Below are 20,166 nucleotides of genomic sequence, written 5' to 3' on the forward strand. Positions count from 1 at the left end.
TTGGCTAGGCTCCGAAAAAAAGAACAGCAGTCTGATCCGCTGACACCGTGGCAGCAATATCAAGCGCGTCAGCAACAGAAGCCGCGACATGATCGGCGCCAAAAGCCGAAGCTGGATGTTGAACTGCCAAAGATTCAAAATTTGCGGCGACGTAAATTGATCAAGAACCTTGCGTTGATCCTGCTCCCCCTGCTATTTTTGCTGGGGGTTTTTGGCTATTTTGCCAGTCCGTTATCTAAAGTCGGATTGGTGAGCGTACAAGGCGTCACAACGGTTCCTGATCAGCAAGTCATCAATGCGACTAAGCTGTCAGATAATGATTTAATGCTCAGTGTGCTGGTGCATAAAAATGACATTGCGCAACGAGTGCAGAAATCTTTACCGGAAATTAAAGAAGCCAGCTTGACTATTAAGGGGTTCAACCGGATCATCATTCATACAAGTGAATATCAGACGATTGGTTATGTGTACCAGAACCATGCTTACCATAAGATTCTGGTGACCGGCAAAGTCCTAAAGGCCGGCACCCAAACGCCAGTTGATACTTACCCAGTGTTTTCCGGATTCACCGCTAAGGAACTACCCAAAATGATTGAGTTGCTGAATCAGTTCCCCGATGCTATTCGTCGCGACATTTCGGAAATCGACGCAAGCCGCGGTGACGCCAATCCCAACCAGATTGCTTTGAATATGAGCGATGGTTATCGAATCATCGCCGATTCCCGCACGATTGCCAAAAAAATCAAGTACTATCCGGCAATTGTTTCACAGGTCAAGAAAAAAGGCGTCGTTGATTTAGAAGTCGGTGCATTCTGGCGGCCGTACACCAGTGACGAAAAGTCGTCAAATGACTGATTTTGTAAGGTTTGTTTTCTCATCAGAAAATGAGTGTGTTACACTAATGATGGCACCGTTTTAATATGAAAATTAAGTACATTAAAAAGTTACACAAGGAGGTTCCCGATACATGGATAATCAAGGTATTTACGTTGGACTTGATATCGGAACCACCTCAATAAAAGTCATTGTTGCCGAAGCAGTACAGGGACAAATGAATGTTATTGGTGTGGGAAGTCAGCGGTCTGAAGGCGTTAGTCGTGGGGTGATCGTTGATATCGATAAGGCAGTCGCAGTCATTCAGGCGGCCGTTGCCCAAGCTGAAGACAAGGCAAATATCAAGATCGATCGGGTTGTGGCTGGTATCCCTGCTAATATGCTGCAAATTGAACAGGTTTCGGGGATGATTGCCGTTGGTGAGGAAAACAAAGAGATTTCCGACAATGATGTCCGTAGTGTTGCCGCGGCTGCATTAGTCCGCAACCTGCCACCTGAGCGTGAAACATTATCACTGGTTCCCACTGAATTTATCGTTGATGGGTTTGACGATATTAAGGATCCGCGTGGTATGTTGGGCGTTCGGCTAGAAATGCGCGGCATTATGCTGACGGTTCCCAAAACCGTGATTCATAACACGAAAAAAGCCATTGAAAAAGCTGGTTTACGAGTTGGCGGATTGGTTATTTCACCATTGGCGATTGGCCGGCTGGCATTGACTGATGGCGAGCAGGATTTTGGTACGGTTTTGATTGATATGGGTGGCGGCCAAAGCACAGCAGCCGTTATCCATGATCGCAAGCTCAAGTTTACGTCAGTCGATCAAGAAGGCGGCGAATATATCACCAAAGATATTTCCGTCGTGTTGAACACGAGTTTTACGGATGCAGAAAAGTTGAAACGCGAATACGGCAATGCGGATTCACTCGCCACCAGCGAAGAGGAAACGTTCCCCGTGACCGTTGTTGGTAAACACGAACCGGCAATGATTTCGGAAAAATACTTATCGGAAATTATCGAGGCGCGCGTTGCACAAATCTTCAAGCGCTTGAAAAAGGCACTCGATGCTGTTAACGCGCTTGAACTACCGGGTGGCGTTGTGATCACCGGTGGCACGACGGCACTGCCAGGTGTTACCGAATTGGCACAGGATATTTTTGATCGCCCAGTCAAGCGTTTCATTCCCGATGACATGGGTCTTCGCCACCCTTCATTCACTGAGGGACTGGCACTGATCAAATATGCTGCTCAAATGACCGATATCGAAATGCTTGTTTCCAGTGTTCTGCCGACGCCATTTATGGTTGACGGTGCGCAAATACCGTCATCGTCACCATCCCCAGCACCGCAAAAGCAGCCGGAACAAACTGCTGCTTCGGAAGGCAGGCGTCTCGTTAAGCGCAAGCCTGACAAGCAAACGGAAAAAACCGAGCCTAAGGAGCCATCTGCCTTGCGCCGGTTCTTTGGTAATTTCTTTGAATAAATCTCGATTCTAGGAGGAACACGAATGGATTTTCAAATGGACGCACAGAGTGAAAAAGGTGCCAACATCAAAGTTATCGGTGTTGGTGGTGCGGGTGGCAATGCCATTAATCGCATGATTGCCGAAGACGTTAAAGGCGTGGAATTCATCGCTGCCAATACCGATTTGCAGGCGCTGAATGCCAGCAACGCAGAAACCAAGATCCAGCTTGGACCGAAATTAACGCGCGGCTTGGGCGCCGGTTCCAATCCGGAAATTGGGCAGAAAGCTGCAGAAGAAAGTGAAGAAGCTATTGGCGCCGCATTACAAGGTGCAGACATGATCTTTGTCACGGCAGGAATGGGTGGCGGTTCCGGTACCGGTGCTGCGCCGATCGTAGCTAAGATTGCTAAAGATCAAGGTGCCTTGACGGTGGGGGTGGTTACCCGCCCATTCACGTTTGAAGGGCCTAAGCGGGCTAAAAACGCTACTGAAGGCATTGCTCAGTTGAAAGAACATGTCGATACATTGGTTATTATCGCCAATAACCGACTGCTTGAGATCGTGGACAAGAAGACCCCGATGCTCGAAGCATTCCATGCAGCGGATAATGTCTTACGCCAAGGGGTGCAAGGTATCTCCGATCTGATCACCAGTCCTGGGTACGTCAATCTCGATTTTGCCGATGTTAAAACCGTGATGGCCAACCAAGGTTCCGCTTTGATGGGAATCGGCAGTGCCACTGGCGAAAATCGCACCGTTGAGGCGACAAAGAAGGCGATTTCCAGTCCATTGCTGGAAGTCAATATCAGCGGTGCCAAACAAGTACTGTTAAATATTACCGGCGGTCCGGATCTCAGCTTGTTTGAGGCACAGGATGCTTCACAAATCGTTGCTGATGCTGCCAAAGACGACGTTAATATCATTTTCGGAACTTCCATCAATGAAGAACTTGGCGATGAAGTTGTGGTAACCGTCATTGCCACTGGCATTGAAGAAGAGGACCAACGCCGTGAAAATCTTCGTCGCCCAGCTGCACAAACACGGGGTGCCGATCACGAAAAAGGAAATGATGCTTATCGTCCGGCATTTTCAGCTGATGATCATCATGACGATCAGTCTGAACAAAGTGACGATCCGTTCGGAAACTGGGATTTACGTCGGGAGCCAAGTAAACGTCAAACGCCAAGTGCAGATGACATGAATAACGTGAAGAAAAAAGACTTTGATATTTTTGAAAATCAAACCAATGCAGACGATGCCGGAAGCGACGACCAGCCGCCGTTCTTTAAGCGTCGACGTCAATAGTCAGGAGGTCATGGAACATGGCGTTTGGTAAGTTAGGCGAAAAATTCAACAACTTCTTTGCCATGGATGATGATGAAGATGATTATCAGGACCAAGAAGACGAACAGACGCAGGTAGCACAGCCGGAGAATCGGGATGTGAATCATTATCGTAGTAACAAAGTCGTTGCCATGGCGGCACCAACTGGAAAGGCTGCCAAAATCGTGGTGTTTGAACCCAGAATTTATTCGGATGCCAAGGAGATTGGCTCGCATTTGCTGAATAATCGAGCGGTGGTCATTAATTTTGATCGAATTGGCGCAGATGATGCTCGGCGAATCGTTGATTTTCTGACTGGGACAGTCTATGCAATCAATGGTGAGATTAAGCGGATCGGTGAGTCGATTTTCTTGGTCACACCAGCCAATTTTGAAATTGACGGTTCGCTAGCTAGCACCATTGATTCTGATGGTTTGAATCTTTCATCACAACACTAAACGAGGTGTCACGTGTTCAATTTTCTTTATGCATTATACCGAGTCGGTGACTGGGCGATTTACTTATATATGATCATGATGTTTGTTTATATTCTGATTTCATGGTTTCCTAACGCTCAAGGAACGGCAATCGATCGGTTCCTTGGTCGATGGGTTGATCCGTTTTTAAGTATTTTCCGCCGGTTCATTCCTGCAATTGCCGGATTGGATCTTTCTCCGATCCTGGCGTTTTTCGTACTTTCGCTGATTAAGTTTGGCTGGTCGCGTTTATTCTTGATACTCGTTCAATTAATTGGGTGACAAATCATGGACGCCATCTATCAACATTTTCGTAAAGACGAAGCAGCACTGATCGACCATTTTGCTGAATTAGTGGAAACGGCTCGCACCGAGTATCGCGCCGTTTTGACTGATTTTACCGATCCACGGCAGCGTTTAATCGCTGATAGTTTGATCAGTGCCCACGATGACATGAAGCTCATGCATTTTGGCGGATATCTGCATGCCGAGCGCCAACGGTTGATTTTTGCGCCAGACTATTATGAAGCACAACCGGGTGATTTTGACATTAGGATGTTGCAGATCATCTACCCGGAAAAATTTGCCGAGATGCATCATAGTACGATCCAGGGAACCTTATTAAACGCCGGACTGGATCGCGATGTTTTTGGCGATATCATTACTGACGGGCAAACGTGGCAATTTTTTGTGGCCGCCCACATGGAAGACTGGGTCATGAGCAATATCACGAAAATCGGCCGTGTCGGCGTTCACTTTACTGACTATCCGTTAGATCAGGCGGTCACTCCCGAGAATGACTGGGAACCGATCGACTTTTCAATCAGTGCGTTGCGGCTCGATACGGTTGTGGCGCATGGTTTCAATATGTCGCGGCAACGCGCCAAGGTTTTGATTCAAAGCGGTAAGGTACGACTGAATTTTGGCGAAACCGAGGCGCCGGACGCCGAGGTCGCAACGTCGGATATCATCTCGGTTCGCGGTTTCGGCCGCTTGCGACTGGATGGGATTCTTGGTGAAACCAAAAAAGGTAAGTTGCGTGTGTCGGCGGCGGTTATTCACAAGTAAGGATGAGCGCGAACTGGCACTTTAACGCGCTTCCTGTCGCAGAAGCCTGCGTGTAAGGACCTTAGTCGCAATGGCAAGGATCCGCCATCACGCCCGCCACTTACACTCCGGCTTCTAAGCGCCAGCTCGCGCTCATCCTATAAAGGAGGACTAATTTCATGGCTTTAAGTCCACTGGACATTCATAATAAAGAATTTAGCAGCAAAATGCGCGGTTATGACAAGGATGAGGTGAATGATTTCCTTGCCCAGATCGTTAAAGATTACAGCAGTCTGATTAAAGACAATGAAGGACTTAAGAAGGAACTGGCAGATGCCAAGGAAAAGGTTCGGTATTTTACGGACATGAAAGAGGCCTTGAACCAGTCAATCATTGTGGCGCAAGAGAGTGCTGAGAAAGTCAAAAATAGTGCGCATCAGGAAGCTGATCTGATCAAGCAACAAGCACAACAGGATGCCCAGGCGATTCTGAATCGGGCCAAATCCGATGCGGATCAAAAGATGCACCAAGCACAGGCACAAACGGAGCAGACGTTGCATGATGCGGAGCTGAAACGGCAAAACATTTCCGTTCAGACCGAGGATCTCAAACGACAAAGTCGGGTTTTCCGTCAGCGATTACAGGTCATGCTAGAATCACAGCTTGAAGTTGTGAAGAGTCCAGAGTGGAAAGAATTGCTTTCCAGTTCACCTGAAGCACCGGATACCACGGATCCGAGTCAGGAATCACTTGACAATTCGCCGGCTGGTTTCGTAAACTCTAAGGGAGCCGCTTCCGGTGCCGATGCCTACACGGAGATTATTTTCCCAGATGATCAAAGTGCAACTTCAAGCTCGGCAAATGCTGAAGCGACACCGGCTGATTCAGCGACTGCCGAATCAGAATCAGAATCAAGTGAATCAACCAGTGATGATTCTGATGCTATAACCGATCAAAATGTCTAAAAACGTATGAACACGCGTCGTTTAGCGGTCCCCTTTGCAGCGAGTCAGGAATTAGGTGTGAGCCTGGCAAGTACCGCTTGATGATATCAGTTCGCAGTTGTCTCGCCGATTCAATAAGCGGGACCGGTCGATCACCGTTAAGCAATCACTGAGGGGGACTTGTTCCCTGAAGTTAGGTGGTACCACGTTTGCTCGTCCTAATATAGGGCGGGCTTTTTTCATTCAATCAACAAAGGAGCTGGACTCGTGAAAATTAAAGATACGTTGAATATGGGAAAAACAACTTTCCCGATGCGCGCCGGATTACCAAAGAACGAACCGATTTGGCAAAAAAAGTGGGACGAAGATCATGTTTATGAGCAACGGCAGAAGTTAAATGAAGGCAAGCCAACTTTTATGTTGCATGATGGCCCGCCATTTGCTAACGGCAATATTCATATGGGACATGCCCTTAATAAGATCAGTAAGGATATCATTGTCCGTTATAAGTCGATGAACGGTTTTCGGGCACCGTATGTTCCTGGTTGGGATACCCATGGCCTGCCGATTGAGCAACAGTTGGCGAAACAAGGGGTCAAGCGCAAGGAAATGTCAATGACCGATTATCGGGAATTGTGTCGGCAATTCGCCATGAAGGAAATTGATAAACAACGGACCGATTTCAAACGTTTAGGGGTGATGGGTGACTGGGAACACCCATACATTACGCTGCATCATGCTTATGAAGCCAGCGAGATTCGGGTCTTTGGGGCAATGGCGAAAAAAGGTTACATTTACCATGGCTTGAAGCCGGTTTATTGGTCATGGTCATCTGAATCGACGTTGGCAGAAGCTGAAATTGAATACCACGATGATAAATCGCCGTCAATTTATGTTGCGTTTCCGGTGGTTGATGGTAAAGGCTTGTTGGATCAGGACACTTCTCTGGTTATCTGGACAACCACGCCTTGGACCATTCCGGCCAATTATGGCATTACGGTTAATCCGCGGTTTGATTACGTTCAGGTTCAAGTCGGCGACCACAAGTATGTTGTCGCAGCCGAACTACTTGATCGAGTGGCTGAAGAAATCGGCTGGGATCATCCCAAGATTCTCAAAACCTTCAAAGGCACTGCCATGGACAAAATGACGGCCAAACATCCTCTATATGATCGCACAAGCCTGGTGATGAACGCGGACCATGTCACGCTTGATGCCGGGACCGGCCTGGTTCATACTGCTCCTGGTCATGGGGAAGATGACTACAAGGTTGGTGTGAAGTATGGATTGCCAGTGATTTCGGTCGTTGACGCCAGGGGTTACATGAACGAGAATGCGCCAGGGTTTGAAGGTGTCTTTTACGATGATGCTAATAAACTCATCACTAAAGCTTTGACCGAAAAAGACGCACTGTTGAAACTGGATTTCTTCACCCATAGTTATCCGCATGATTGGCGCACCAAAAAGCCTGTTATTTTTCGGGCCACAACGCAATGGTTCGCATCCATTGAAGCTTTCCGCGACCAGATTCTGAAGGCGATTGATACGGTCGACTTTAAGCCTGGTTGGGGTAAGACCCGTCTGTATAACATGATTCGTGACCGCGGTGACTGGGTCATTTCTCGCCAACGGGCATGGGGGGTTCCGCTACCGATTTTCTACGCCGAAGACGGCGAGCCGATTATCGAAGAAGCAACCATTAACCATGTTGCCGACTTGTTTGGAAAATATGGTTCCAATGTCTGGTTTGAACGCGAGGCTAAGGATCTTTTGCCGGAAGGGTATACAAACGTCCATAGTCCTCATGGTCAATTCACCAAAGAAAAAGATATCATGGATGTTTGGTTCGACTCAGGCTCATCGCATCAGGCAGTCTTGGCCCAGCGTCCGGAATTGAGTTTCCCGGCTGACCTGTACCTGGAAGGATCCGACCAGTATCGCGGCTGGTTTAACTCCAGTTTAATTACTAGCGTTGCTGCGACTGGTGTGGCCCCATATCGCGGCATCCTGTCTCAAGGTTTTACGCTTGATGGTAAGGGCCGGAAAATGAGCAAAAGTCTAGGCAATACGATTGTCCCTGCCACAATTGAAAAGCAATTTGGCGCCGAGATCATTCGGCTATGGGTCGCAACTGTAGATTCCTCGTCTGATGTCCGCGTTTCGGTCGATAATTTTGCCCAGACGTCTGAGGCTTATCGTAAAATTCGCAATACGTTGCGGTTTATGGTGGCTAATACCGGCGACTTTGATCCGCAAAAGGATGCCATTGCTTATGACCAACTCGGATCTGTTGATCGCTATCTCATGATTCGCCTGAATCAGGTCATTGCCAAGGTCAAGGAAGCTTATGACGTCTATGATTTTGCTACCGTCGAAAAAACAATTAGCAGTTTCCTTGTCAATGATCTAAGTGCCTTTTATCTCGATGTTGCCAAAGATGTGGTTTATATCGAGGCTCAAAATGATCCTAAGCGACGAAGTATGCAAACCGTGATGTATACCGCTTTGCTTGATTTGACAAAACTGTTGACGCCAATTTTACCGCACACAGCGGAAGAAGTTTGGCCGTACCTGAAACAGGATCGTGTTTACGCTGCCTTGTCTGACATGCCTGACGTCACACATTTTGACGACGAGGATCAGTTACTTGACATCTGGTCAGCATTCATGGATTTTCGTTCCGAGGTGCAAAAGGCGCTTGAAGTTGCGCGGGACAACAAGATCATCGGCAAGTCCATGGAAGCGGCGGTTACGGTTTATCCATCCGAGCCGGTTCGTGACATGTTGGATGATGTTGAAGCTAACGTGATGCAATTGTTGATTACCAGTCACTTTGAAGTTGCACCAAGCGATGCCAAGGTGCCAGCAAATGCCGAACAGTTTGAAGATATGGCGGTTGTGGTGACCCATGCCAAAGGGGAAGTATGCCCACGTTGTCGGATGGTTCGGACTGACATTGGCGCTGATCCAAAATTACCTGAATTGTGCAGTCGCTGTGCCGCCATCGTTGAAGCCAATTACCCTGAGGCTGTTGCAAACGGTTTTGATAAATAAGTAGGTGGCAGTATGCAAGGACGAGTTAAGAATTTTAATGTCGACAAGGGCTATGGCTTTATCGAAGCCGATGGTCAGCCGGATATTTTCGTTCATTTTTCGGCGATTAATGAACCCGGTTTTAAAAGTCTGACGCCGGGAGATCTGGTTGATTTCGTAATAGTAGAGGGTCCCCGAGGTCCGCAAGCTGCCAACGTGACAGTTCATCATAAGGCAGATTATTCAGATGATTAGTGGACCGGCAGATAAAAGGCTGCCACGATCATTTAATTAAAGGAATCAATATAACAAAAAAACCGTGATCGATTATGATCGCGGTTTTTGTATACAGCTTGTTTGTTTATTAGAAATATGAAGAAAATTACTTGTTGACTTCCTCGATTTTCCCATCATACGTACGGGCAACGGTCATTTTGGTGACTGGAATGTAACCCAGCTTAGGGACAAGTGTCTTTTGAACATTCTTTGATTGAACGTAGTCGATGAATGCCGCAGTTGATGCATTAGGCTTACCCTTGGTGTACATGTGCTCGTAAGCCCAGATCTTCCAGGTATTGGTCGTAACATTCTTCTCAGTTGGTTGTACATTGTCAACTCCGAGCTTTTGGACGCCATCTTTAATCGCTGAAAAGGCTAGGTAGCTAATCGCACCAGGCGTTGAGGAAACCATCTGATAAACGGTACCGTTTGAATCTTGTTCCTGACTGGTTTTGACTTTGTCCGTCTTGAGACCGAACTGTTCAAAGGTGGCGCGAGTACCGGAACCTTGCGCACGGTTAATCAAGACAATTTGTTGGTCTTTACCGCCAACGTCTTTCCAATTGGTGATCTTACCTTGGAAAATATCGACTAGCTGTTGGTGCGTAACATTCTTAACCCCGGCATCTTTGTTAACAACCGGGGCAATGCCAACCACTGCGACTTGATGATCGACCAAGTCGCTAGCCTTCAAGTCTTTCTTTTCTTGAGCGAAAATGTCTGAATTGCCGATGGTGACCGATCCAGCTGCCACCTGACTTAATCCGGCCCCGGAACCACCGCCTTGAACGGTGATTTCGGCCTTAGGGTGGTCGGCTTGATATTGCTTAGCAGCTTGCTCAACAAGCGGCTGCAAAGCTGTGGACCCAACTGCAAGAATTTTACTTTGCTTTGCTGGTGCAGCGCTTGACGAGCTTGAACTGCTGGCGGATTTTGACCCGCACCCTGCTAATACCAAAGTGGCAGTTAAGGCCACGGTCAAACCGACTATCAACTTCGAATGCTTCATTACTTTTCCCTCCAATACTTGAATGACTTAAGGATAAAGAATGAGTGTAAAGACTTCGCCAATTTGATGTAAAGAATGCGTCTTGCTTTTGTAAATAAGGTGTAGGTTCCTTTGAAAAAGTAACCATATTCGGCGTATAATGGTGCAGCTAGGCGTTTTAGAAGGAGCGGAAAATGTGAAAAATTACATTGATAACCAAAAAGTCCAGAAAAACCGGTGGTGGATTATCACGGCCATCGGGATGTTTACCATCATGTCGACGTTGGACAGTTCAATTGTCAACATTGCGCTGCCGGTGATGAGCCGTGACTTAAAAATTCCAATGAACCAGGCTGAATGGGTTGTGTCCATTTATCTCATGATGATTTGTGGGTTGCTTTTGTTTTTTGGAAAATTAGGCGATTCCATTGGCAAGATCAAAGTGTTCCGTATCGGGATGGTGCTGTTTCTCATCGGTTCTTTGTTTGCCGGCTTTAACAATAGTTTGGCCCTGTTGCTGGCTGCGCGGATTGTGCAGGCAACTGGCGCATCCATGACAATGGCTAATAACAATGGGATCGTGACTGAAATTTTTCCAATGAATGAACGCGGGCGTGCATTGGGGCTCATCGGGTCGTTTGTTTCCATTGGTGCGATTGCCGGACCCGGGATTGGCGGGCTGATTCTGGGGCAACTGCCGTGGGGCTATATTTTTTGGATTAATATTCCTATTGGGATTGTTGCGTTGATTCTTGGTTCGGTTGTTTTACCAAAGGACTTGCCTCACAAACGGATTCCGATTGACTGGGCAGGTTTCATTAGCTTTTTAGGGTTTATTCTAGCCTTGTTCATGGGTATTTTCCTGGGTCAGGAACGTGGCTTTACGGATCCGGTGATTCTTGCACTGTTCGTTGTTGCTGTCATCGCATTGGCTGTTTTTATTCGGATTGAAAATCATAAAGACGATCCACTGGTCAGTTTTAAGTTGTTCCGAAATAGCGCATTTACGTTAAGTTTGTTATCGGCGTTCTTTATTTTTGTAACGAACTTCTTCTTTAATGTAATTTCGCCATTTTATTTACAGAATGCGCGCGGCTTATCGCCGGAAAAGGCTGGCTACCTACTGATGATTTTCCCGATTGTCCAGGTAATTGTGGCGCCGGTGGCTGGTTCAATTGCCGATCGCTTCGGTCCTTACCGAATTACCGTGGTGGGGTTGTTGTTCATCGTGGGCAGCCAAGTCGGCTATGCATTATTCAATCTTCAGACGTCATTTGTTTTCGTAGCGTTGATGATTGGCTTAGTCGGGTTAGGTAATGGCCTGTTTCAAGCGCCGAATAATACGGTTGTGATGTCAAGCGTTGCACCGCAGGATCTCGGGATTGCAGGCGGCTTAAATGCTTGGCACGTAACTTAGGCATGGTTGTTGGCATTTCGACTGCAACGACGGTTTTGTTCTCCTCGATGAGTCACACGGCTGGGCGGAAGGTAACAACTTATCTAACCGGTCGTCCTGATGTCTTTATCGCGGGGATGCATGTATCATTTTGGGTTGCGACCGGTTTGTGTCTCTTAGCCTTGGCGTTGACGGGTTATCGGATGGTGCAAATTCGTGACGCTAGCAACGCTTAATTCGAGAAGGCGCAGCCACTGAGGATTGGCTGGAAGTGAGCCAAAACAAAAAAAGTCCGCGATGACGAAGATCGCGGACTTTTACGCCATTCAAAGTTTAATTGAGAACTTAGGTTTATTAAACATGCGGCGTGACGTCTTTAGGATTTTGATTATCCATATCGCCGTGGGTATAATTCAGCAGTTGTTGCTTAAGTTCACCTTCCATTTGGACAAGCTGTTTTTCGGCATTCTGACGCTTGACGCGGCCGTCTTGCTGGATCTGTAGTGTCTGCTTTAAGGTATCAATCAGATCATTTTGTGTTTGTGTCAGCGTTTCGATATCGACAACGCCGCGTTCATTTTCTTTGGCAGTTTCAATCGAACTAATCTTCAACATTTCACTGTTCTTCTTGAGCAAATCGTTGGTCGTTTCCGAGACTTGACGCTGAGCTGTTACGGCATTTTTCTGGCGTAACAGGGTGAGCGCAATAGCCACCTGGTTTTTCCATAAAGGGATAGCAGTGTTGACACTGGCTTGGATTTTTTCTGCCAGTGCTTGATTGGTGTTTTGGATTAAGCGGATTTGTGGCGCTTGCTGAATGGTAATTTGTCGAGCTAATTGCAAATCATATGCCCGTTTTTCCAAACGGCTGGCGAATTGTCGCAGATCGTTAACTTGCTGGATGGCCATCTGATCATTAGCTGCTTCGGCGGCTTTGGCTGCTTCGGGAATCGTTTTATCATTCAGTTCTGCCAGCTTTAGATTGGCCGCTTCAATGTAAATATTCAAGGCATCAAAATACGCCTTGTTTTGGTCGTAAAGTTCGTCCAAAAGTTTGTTATCGTTTAACAAACCCTGTTGTGACGTTTCAAGCCTGTTGGCAATCGTATCGATCTGGGCACCGATTTTTTGGTACTTTGCGGTGATTTCGTAGATGGATCGCTTGACACGGCCAAAAATTTTGCGGAAAATATTGTTATTTTCTGCTTTGAGTTCATCAGGATTGGCTTCATTTAGGCGCGTCATAAGGCTGGTTAAAGCGTCACCAACTGCGCCAGTGTCTTGGCTTTGCACCTTGGATAACATATTTTGCGAGAAAATCCCAAGCTGCTTTTGCGCATCGGCACCGTAGTTTAAGACGGTTTCGCCTTTCGTGACATCAATTTTGTTGGCTAAATCCTGCGCTTTGGCTTCCTGTTCCGGATTCAACTTGGGCTTAGCAGTTGCTGCTTCGAGGTTTTGGGGGGCCGCATCGCTTGGCTTGGATGAGGTGCTGAAAGGGTCTGCTAATAGGTCATCGGTCAAATTTGTTTGTTTGTCGTCACTCACGTTGGTCACTCCGTTTCATGCATCTTGTCTGGATCGAGATGTTTCTTGGCAAGACGGACGTCGCTATCCAGGTCATCCAAGTCATCCTTAATGAAGGCTTGATAATCGGTACGGATCTTACCCGCCATTCCGGTCATCGTTGTAAAGGCTTTATCTAACGTTTCATAGGTATCAGCCGTTTTGACTTCATGGTGTGTGATTTGAGCATATTTCTGCATCAAATCCAACAGATTCGGAACCTGTTGATAGACAAAAGTGCCAGCATCTGTCAGTCGCTGCGGGGCTTGTACCAGCGCCTCGAAATAAGCGTGCAGCAAATCGATCAAATCCGTATTAAGTGTGAGCGCACGAAGCTTCGGCACCTGTTTGGTTAACGCTTCAATCGCTCGAATTTGATCGGCAAGTTCAGCCATTGTTTTTCTGAAAAGTTTGATTTCTTCATCACTTAATCCGGAAGCCGCATAGTGTTCGGCCATTTTAGGATCCAAACTTGGCAGATTAGTGGATTTGGGCTTCGGTCGGCTTAGTTCACCGATAAAGCGAGCGAAGGCAAATACAACGCTGACGAAAACAGCGATTGCCCAACGCCCGGATAAGGCCCCTAATACCGCACCCATGGCGGCCCAGAGAATGATTCGCCAAATGCGAATGCGTTTGCTTGTGGCCACGAGATCACTTCCTCTTTCGTTTGAGTTTAGTTTAGCACAGTCCTGTAGGTTGACTATCAGCCGGAAGTTGGATATTCGCAAATTTTTTGTTAAGATCAGGCATTGCATCGTCTACTGGTGTAAGCTGATGACATGATCTTTCATAAAAATGGTGCTTGGCAACGTTTTGAATCGGTCGACGATTCGTTGATAGACGGCTTGGCGCTTATAAACGAGTAAGACGGGGAGGTGGCTGCGACGGAGGAAAAACCAATTGCACAACAACGGGTATTTACGGGTCAACTGGTTGCGGTTGACGAACTAACCGTTAAACTGGCGGATGACCAAACTGCCAAACGGGAAATTGTAAGGGCGCGACCAGCTGCCGGTATTTTGGCTTTAAAGGGACAACAAGCCTTGTTTGTTAGTCAGTTTCGGTCAACTGTTGGCCAGGCAACGCTGGAAATTCCGGCTGGTAAGATCAACCAAGACGAGATGCCACTGACAGCTGCTCAACGTGAGTTAAATGAAGAAACTGGCTTGGTGGCGCTTAACTGGCGGCCGCTTGCCAGTTATTTTCAATCGCTTGGCTTTTCTGATGCGACCATGGTCCTTTTTTTGGCACGCCGCTTAACGCCGGCTGTCCAGCGCCTGCCGCAAGACACCGACGAATTTGTGAACAGTCATTGGCTGACTTTTGATGAAGCCCAACAAGCGTTAGATGATGGCAGAATTTGCGACAGTAAGACGCTGTTAGCGTTGTTTTATTGGCAACAGGAGGAACAGCATGGCAGAAGTTAAAACGCGTAAAGCCTACCGTGAAGCTCAGAAGAAAAAGAAGCGGGAAGCTCGTGATCGCGAAGCCAAGCGCGTTGAAGTGGAGAAAGCCTATGCCCGCCAGAGTCGCGACAAGCCAGAGGTCAAAGCAGCGCGGTTTGATGAAGTAACGTTTCGTAAAGTCAATAGCCTCAAGAAACGGCTTAATTGGGCGATCGGCATTGTCTTCGGGCTGATTGTGATTGTTTTTTTGGTTCTTTATTTTGGTTAGGGATGGATCAAACCTAAGAGGCACAGAAGCAGCATTATATTTAGTGTAGAAAGAATGAGGGGATTTTTTGATTAAAGTCGGTGTGATTTGTGCGATGGAAGAGGAAATTCGCATGTTGCTGGCGCGGCAAACTCATCAGCATGAGACCGTTATTGCCAGTCAGCATTATTTTGAAGGTAAAATTGGCGATGTCGATGTGATTTTGGTGCAATCCGGCATTGGTAAGGTGCAAGCTGCGATGACGACAGCACTGCTGTTGGCGACTTATAAACCTGATGTCGTCATTAATACTGGTAGTGCGGGCGGGATTGGCCACGGGCTTGCGATCGGTGATGTGGTTATTTCTAGTGGCGTGGCTTATCACGATGTGGACGCTACGGCCTTTGGCTACTTACCAGGGCAACTTCCTCAGCAGCCGCAGATTTTTGAAGCAGGTATGTCATATGTGACACAAATTCAAACAGCAGCTGCAGCGACTGGTTTGACGCCCAAAGTAGGCTTGATTGTGTCGGGGGATCAATTTATTAATGGCAAAGAAGCCACTGCCCGTATTTTAAAGACCTATCCCCAAGCACTTGCCAGCGAAATGGAAGGTGCGGCAGTCGGCCAGGTTGCTAAAGAGTTCCACATCCCATTTGTCGTGATTCGCGCTATGAGTGACGTGGCAGATGAGCAGTCCGGAATCGATTTTGACAAATTTGTGATTAAAGCGGGTGAGCAAAGTGCCGCGATGTTGTTGCAGTTCTTTGCCCATTTACAGGCATTTCAGCATGATTAGGAGCTGATTTTTTATGCAACATATTTATCTTGATAACGCCGCAACAACGCCAATGGCACCTGAAGTTATTCAGACGATGACGGATCAAATGCAGCATGACTTTGGTAACGCGAGTTCGACGCACTGGTTTGGTCGAGAGGCACATACAGTGATGGATAAGAGTCGGAAAATTCTGGCCGACTCAATCCATGCCCAACCCGGTGAGATGGTCATCACCAGCGGCGCCACTGAAAGCAACAATACGGCCATCACCCAGACAGCGCATGCCCGTGCTGCTTTGGGGAAGCATATTATCACCACTGCCATCGAACATCCCTCGGTCTTGCAGCCGTTGAAGGCCTTGGAAAAAGAAGGCTTCCGGGTCACCTATCTGCCGGTTGACGAAAATGGACGTATTCGGTTAGCAGATTTTGACGCAGCCTTGGATGATGACACGATTCTGGTCACGATCATGATGGGCAATAATGAAGTCGGTAGCCGCATGCCGATCGCTGAAATCGGCGAACGACTGATGGAACATCAAGCCTGGTTCCACACCGATGCCACTCAGGCTTATGGATTGCTGGATATTGATGTCAAAGCCCAGCACATCGATATGTTGAGTGTGTCCGCGCACAAAATCAACGGGCCAAAGGGGGTTGGCTTCTTATATCGCGATCCTAAAGTGCAATTTCCGGCGTTGCTAAAAGGCGGCGAGCAGGAACTTAAGCGTCGCGCGGGTACCGAAAATATTGCTGGCATTGCTGGTTTTGCAACGGCCGTTCAGCTGATCACTTCTGAAGAAAAGGCAAGACGCCAAACCAAATACCTTAACTTCAAGAAACAAATCATGACTGCTTTGGATAATGCCAATATTTCCTACGCGATCAATGGCGATATCAGACCTGACAATGTTAATCACGTCTTCAACTTGTGGCTCAAAGGCATTTCAACTTATGCCTTACAAACCAATCTCGATCTGGCCGGTGTTGCCGTTTCAGGCGGGTCTGCCTGCACAGCTGGGTCACTGGAACCTTCGCATGTGCTGACCGCCATGTTTGGTGCGGACAGTCCGCGGTTAGGCGAATCAATCCGTATTTCATTTGGGGCACAGACAACTCAGGAAGATATTCAGGCCTTTATTGATACGCTGTTGCCTATTGTCAAACGGTTGATGGCTAAACAAACCGTACAGTAGTTTCGTGGTATGCTAAACTTAATGCTAGTAAAGCGTGTTCACGCTCATATTAACGCGTTCGCCGGCGCAGGAGTCTGCGTGTAAGGACCTTGGTCGCAATGGCAAAAACCGCCATCACGTCCAAGCCCACTTACACGCCAACTCCTGAACGCGCCGGTTCACGCTCAGGAGGATGTTTCATAATGGTATTAGCACCCACAGGATCAGCACAAGGCGACCCTAAGACTTATCGAATTGGTTCAGAGTTGAAACGGTTTACGTTGATTGATCTTGGTTTTGTTCAAACCAAAAACGGCAATTTTCAGTTACAACGGTCACTGGATCCTAACTCACCATACACGACCGCGAATAAGCTCAAAATGACGGTAGCGAAGGACTTGGATAAGTTTCAACTCGATGTAACCACTGGAAACGGCTTAAAGGCGATTAACATTTTTAAAAATGACCTTACCAAAGAAAATGTTGAACAGTATCAGTACTGGGTTAACAATTTAATTAAACGCGGCGTCATTGAGCCTAAGTAACCGGTTTTGAAACTAGCAGCGATCTTTTTGTACGTGAGAAGATTACTGCTTTTTTTATTGAACATGACCGCTTGATTTACTGTGTTGGTCATGTCTGAAAAGCAAAAGTGCTAAGCTGGTATTGTTAGATTTTTTAGCGTAAGCCGCAGCGTTGTGGTGAGCGCGTCAGCAAGCACACGAATGGTTAGGGGGGAGCTGAATGTTCGAGCATGGTTTTATCGAAGTGCATAACGCCAATCAGAATAATCTGCAACATGTGAATATTAAAGTTCCAAAGTACGCCATTTCCGTTTTCGTCGGGCGCTCTGGATCAGGCAAATCGTCGTTGGTCTTTGATACCATCGCAGCTGAATCGCGACGTGAATTAAATGAAACCTTTCCGAGTTTTACTCAGCAATATCTGCCGAAGTATGGTCAGCCAGACGTCGGTTCGATCGATCATTTACCAGTTGCCATCGTGGTTGAGCAAAAACGAATCGGTAAAAATGCCCGGTCGACGCTAGCTACTTATACTGGAATTTATTCACTTCTACGGCTGCTATTTTCCCGGATTGGCAAACCCTTTATCGGTTATTCCGATACTTTTTCATTCAATCTTCCGCAGGGAATGTGTCAAACGTGCCAGGGACTTGGCTATGTCGATGATATTGATGTTAAAAAGTTGATCGATCCGAATAAATCATTAAACGAAGGTGCCATCACGTTCGTCAGTTTTGGGCCGGATACTTGGCGGTGGCGGCGCTATGCCTATAGTGGATTGTTTGATAACGATAAACCGCTGAGGGACTATACGCCCGAAGAAATGAAGCTGTTGTTATTTGCGCCGCAGCAGACGCTCAAGCATGCGCCTGCCCAATGGCCACGAACAGCTCTATATGAAGGGGTTGTGCCGCGCATCAAACGATCAATTATTGGTAAGAAAGAAGCGGAGCACCACAAGGCAGCACTTGCCGAAATCGTGACGCGTAAGCCCTGCCCTGCATGTCATGGTACCCGCTTGCGTCCTGAAGTATTGACTTGTTTGATCAATCAAACCAATATTGCTCAAGTTTTAAAAATGGATCTGGTAAATGTGCGGGGTTTTCTGAAAAAAATTCAGGTCTCACTGGCACAAGATGTGATCCGCGAACTGCTGCGTAAAATTGATGCCTTGATTGATATCGGACTGGGTTACCTTTCATTGGATCGGCCGACAGAAACGCTTTCGGGTGGCGAGACTCAACGCATCAAAATCGCCAAGTTTTTGACCAGTGCTTTGGTCGACATGGTTTACATTCTTGATGAGCCAAGCGTCGGCCTCCATCCACATGATATTGAATTGATTAAGCGCGCACTGATGCGGTTAAAGCAAAAAGGCAACACGATTTTGATTGTCGAGCATAATCCTGCCTTGATTGCATTAGGCGATTACATCGTCGAAGTCGGTCCCGGTGCCGGTACAACCGGCGGACACATCACGTTCACCGGTACGTATCCACAACTGTTGGCTAGCCAGGCGCTTACTGGCCGACTACTTAAACAGCGACTGACATTCCGCCGGCCGCGACCTGCCAAGACGACACTTGATTTAACGCACATTCAGCGGCATAACCTAAAGGACGTTCATGCCGTCATCCCACTGGGAATTGAAACTGTGATTTCCGGAGTTGCCGGTTCAGGTAAAAGTACGCTGGTAAGCGCGTTACGTGATCATCTGACGGTTCCGTATATTGACCTAGCACAGGCCGACATCAGCGCCAACATTCGCTCGACGCCGGCAACTTATCTGAAAATTCTGGATCCGATTCGAAAAGTTTTTGCTCACGCTAACCGTGTTGGCAGCAGTTGGTTTAGCTACAATGGCCGCGGCGCCTGCCCACGCTGCAAAGGCAAAGGCGTGACGATCACGAACATGGCCTTTATGGATCCGGTTGTCTCCGTCTGTGAGCAATGCCACGGGCGGCGCTATAACGATCAGGCCTTGAGTTACACTTATCACGGACAAAATATTGCCGACGTTTTACAAATGCCGATTGCCAAGGCGCAACCCTTTTTTGCTGAAGAAAGTGAGATTGCCCACCCGCTACGGAATATGGCGCGAGTGGGGCTTGATTACCTGACACTCGGCCAGCCGCTGACAACGTTGTCAGGTGGGGAAAAGCAGCGCCTTAAGCTGGCGGTTGAATTAAACCGCACCGGCGAAGTTTACTTACTCGATGAACCGACAGCCGGTCTTCACTTACAGGACATCACCAAATTATTGCGTTTGTTTGACGATTTGGTGGCAGCCGGAAATTCATTGATTATTGTCGAACACAACTTGCAGGTCATCAGTCAGGCTGATTGGTTAATTGATATGGGTCCTGATGCCGGTATTTATGGTGGACGGATTTTATACGCCGGGACTCCCGCGGCTAGCATGCAGGCTAAGCAATCCCGCACCGGCCAAGCATTGCGGCAATATAACGAAGCCCTGGAACGGCAGGCATAATGCCAGAAGCAGAGTGGTCGAAGCCTTTAACGATCACATCACGTCTGGTCGATTCAAAAAACTCGGTCCACTTTAACTAAAAAGTCGGGAAATGCTTGTGCAGAGCTGTGCTTGCTATCTATTGGTGGCCTGCTATAATAACACTTACTGGAATTCGACCTTCAAATCGGATATCTCCAGAATCTGATG

General features: G+C 47.4%; 18 protein-coding genes and 1 pseudogene. 16 read left to right on the plus strand and 3 right to left on the minus strand.

Going from position 1 to position 20,166, the window contains the following annotated elements; translation table 11 throughout:
* The 9 genes from BVJ53_RS01530 to BVJ53_RS01575 all read left to right on the plus strand — a co-directional run bounded on the left by BVJ53_RS01530 (position 1) and on the right by BVJ53_RS01575 (position 9,377).
* Positions 1-855 carry a cell division protein FtsQ/DivIB gene (locus BVJ53_RS01530; RefSeq protein WP_129300850.1) on the plus strand — a complete coding sequence of 285 codons (855 nt, stop codon included), beginning with the start codon at positions 1-3 and terminating at the stop codon, positions 853-855.
* 112 nt (positions 856-967) lie between these two features.
* Positions 968-2,317, plus strand: coding sequence for a cell division protein FtsA (gene ftsA / locus BVJ53_RS01535; protein ID WP_129300851.1), 1,350 nt, complete (start codon positions 968-970; stop codon positions 2,315-2,317).
* 24 nt (positions 2,318-2,341) lie between these two features.
* Positions 2,342-3,604 (plus strand): cell division protein FtsZ, encoded by a 1,263-nt coding sequence (gene ftsZ / locus BVJ53_RS01540; protein WP_129300852.1) that lies wholly within the window; start codon positions 2,342-2,344, stop codon positions 3,602-3,604.
* 17 nt (positions 3,605-3,621) lie between these two features.
* Positions 3,622-4,080 (plus strand): cell division protein SepF, encoded by a 459-nt coding sequence (locus tag BVJ53_RS01545; RefSeq protein ID WP_129300853.1) that lies wholly within the window; start codon positions 3,622-3,624, stop codon positions 4,078-4,080.
* A 12-nt stretch (positions 4,081-4,092) separates the two neighbouring features.
* Entirely contained in the window at positions 4,093-4,380 is a 288-nt protein-coding gene (locus BVJ53_RS01550) for a YggT family protein (protein ID WP_129300854.1), read from the plus strand.
* Positions 4,381-4,386: 6 nt separating this feature from the next.
* Positions 4,387-5,166, plus strand: coding sequence for a YlmH family RNA-binding protein (locus BVJ53_RS01555; protein WP_129300855.1), 780 nt, complete (start codon positions 4,387-4,389; stop codon positions 5,164-5,166).
* Positions 5,167-5,324: 158 nt separating this feature from the next.
* Positions 5,325-6,110 carry a DivIVA domain-containing protein gene (locus tag BVJ53_RS01565; RefSeq protein WP_129300856.1) on the plus strand — a complete coding sequence of 262 codons (786 nt, stop codon included), beginning with the start codon at positions 5,325-5,327 and terminating at the stop codon, positions 6,108-6,110.
* A gap of 246 nt (positions 6,111-6,356) precedes the next feature.
* Positions 6,357-9,143, plus strand: coding sequence for an isoleucine--tRNA ligase (ileS, locus tag BVJ53_RS01570; protein WP_129300857.1), 2,787 nt, complete (start codon positions 6,357-6,359; stop codon positions 9,141-9,143).
* A gap of 12 nt (positions 9,144-9,155) precedes the next feature.
* Complete coding sequence (locus tag BVJ53_RS01575) at positions 9,156-9,377, plus strand: cold shock domain-containing protein (protein WP_129300858.1); 222 nt, start codon at positions 9,156-9,158, stop codon at positions 9,375-9,377.
* A gap of 127 nt (positions 9,378-9,504) precedes the next feature.
* Here the strand turns inward: BVJ53_RS01575 and BVJ53_RS01580 are convergent, their stop codons facing one another.
* Positions 9,505-10,410 (minus strand): phosphate ABC transporter substrate-binding protein PstS family protein, encoded by a 906-nt coding sequence (locus tag BVJ53_RS01580; protein WP_129300859.1) that lies wholly within the window; start codon positions 10,408-10,410, stop codon positions 9,505-9,507.
* Between the two features lie 175 nt (positions 10,411-10,585).
* On the opposite strand from BVJ53_RS01580, the pseudogene BVJ53_RS01585 reads away from it, so the two are divergent.
* Positions 10,586-12,021: pseudogene (locus BVJ53_RS01585) on the plus strand (MFS transporter).
* 118 nt (positions 12,022-12,139) lie between these two features.
* Here BVJ53_RS01585 and BVJ53_RS01590 read toward each other — a convergent pair.
* On the minus strand, positions 12,140-13,342 hold the full coding sequence (locus BVJ53_RS01590) for a toxic anion resistance protein (protein ID WP_167470151.1): 1,203 nt from the start codon (positions 13,340-13,342) through the stop codon (positions 12,140-12,142).
* Positions 13,339-14,001 carry a 5-bromo-4-chloroindolyl phosphate hydrolysis family protein gene (locus tag BVJ53_RS01595; RefSeq protein WP_129300861.1) on the minus strand — a complete coding sequence of 221 codons (663 nt, stop codon included), beginning with the start codon at positions 13,999-14,001 and terminating at the stop codon, positions 13,339-13,341. Before BVJ53_RS01595 ends, BVJ53_RS01590 begins: the two co-directional genes overlap by 4 nt.
* A 228-nt stretch (positions 14,002-14,229) precedes the next feature.
* Between BVJ53_RS01595 and BVJ53_RS01600 the strand changes: the two genes are divergently transcribed.
* From BVJ53_RS01600 to BVJ53_RS01625, 6 genes are all read left to right on the plus strand, one after another.
* Positions 14,230-14,781 (plus strand): NUDIX domain-containing protein, encoded by a 552-nt coding sequence (locus tag BVJ53_RS01600; RefSeq protein ID WP_129300862.1) that lies wholly within the window; start codon positions 14,230-14,232, stop codon positions 14,779-14,781.
* Entirely contained in the window at positions 14,768-15,028 is a 261-nt protein-coding gene (locus tag BVJ53_RS01605; protein WP_129300863.1) for a hypothetical protein, read from the plus strand. The genes BVJ53_RS01600 and BVJ53_RS01605 overlap by 14 nt, the downstream gene beginning before the upstream one ends.
* 67 nt (positions 15,029-15,095) lie before the next feature.
* Positions 15,096-15,806, plus strand: a complete 711-nt coding sequence (locus BVJ53_RS01610; protein ID WP_129300864.1) for a 5'-methylthioadenosine/adenosylhomocysteine nucleosidase — start codon at positions 15,096-15,098, stop codon at positions 15,804-15,806.
* A 13-nt stretch (positions 15,807-15,819) separates the two neighbouring features.
* Positions 15,820-16,983 (plus strand): cysteine desulfurase family protein, encoded by a 1,164-nt coding sequence (locus tag BVJ53_RS01615; protein WP_129300865.1) that lies wholly within the window; start codon positions 15,820-15,822, stop codon positions 16,981-16,983.
* A 182-nt stretch (positions 16,984-17,165) separates the two neighbouring features.
* Positions 17,166-17,507, plus strand: a complete 342-nt coding sequence (locus tag BVJ53_RS01620; protein WP_129300911.1) for a DUF1831 domain-containing protein — start codon at positions 17,166-17,168, stop codon at positions 17,505-17,507.
* Positions 17,508-17,706: 199 nt separating this feature from the next.
* Complete coding sequence (locus BVJ53_RS01625) at positions 17,707-19,977, plus strand: ATP-binding cassette domain-containing protein (protein ID WP_129300866.1); 2,271 nt, start codon at positions 17,707-17,709, stop codon at positions 19,975-19,977.
* The last annotated feature ends 189 nt before the right edge of the window (positions 19,978-20,166 follow it).

The organism is Lacticaseibacillus chiayiensis, from assembly GCF_004123795.1.
Lineage (GTDB): Bacteria > Bacillota > Bacilli > Lactobacillales > Lactobacillaceae > Lacticaseibacillus > Lacticaseibacillus chiayiensis.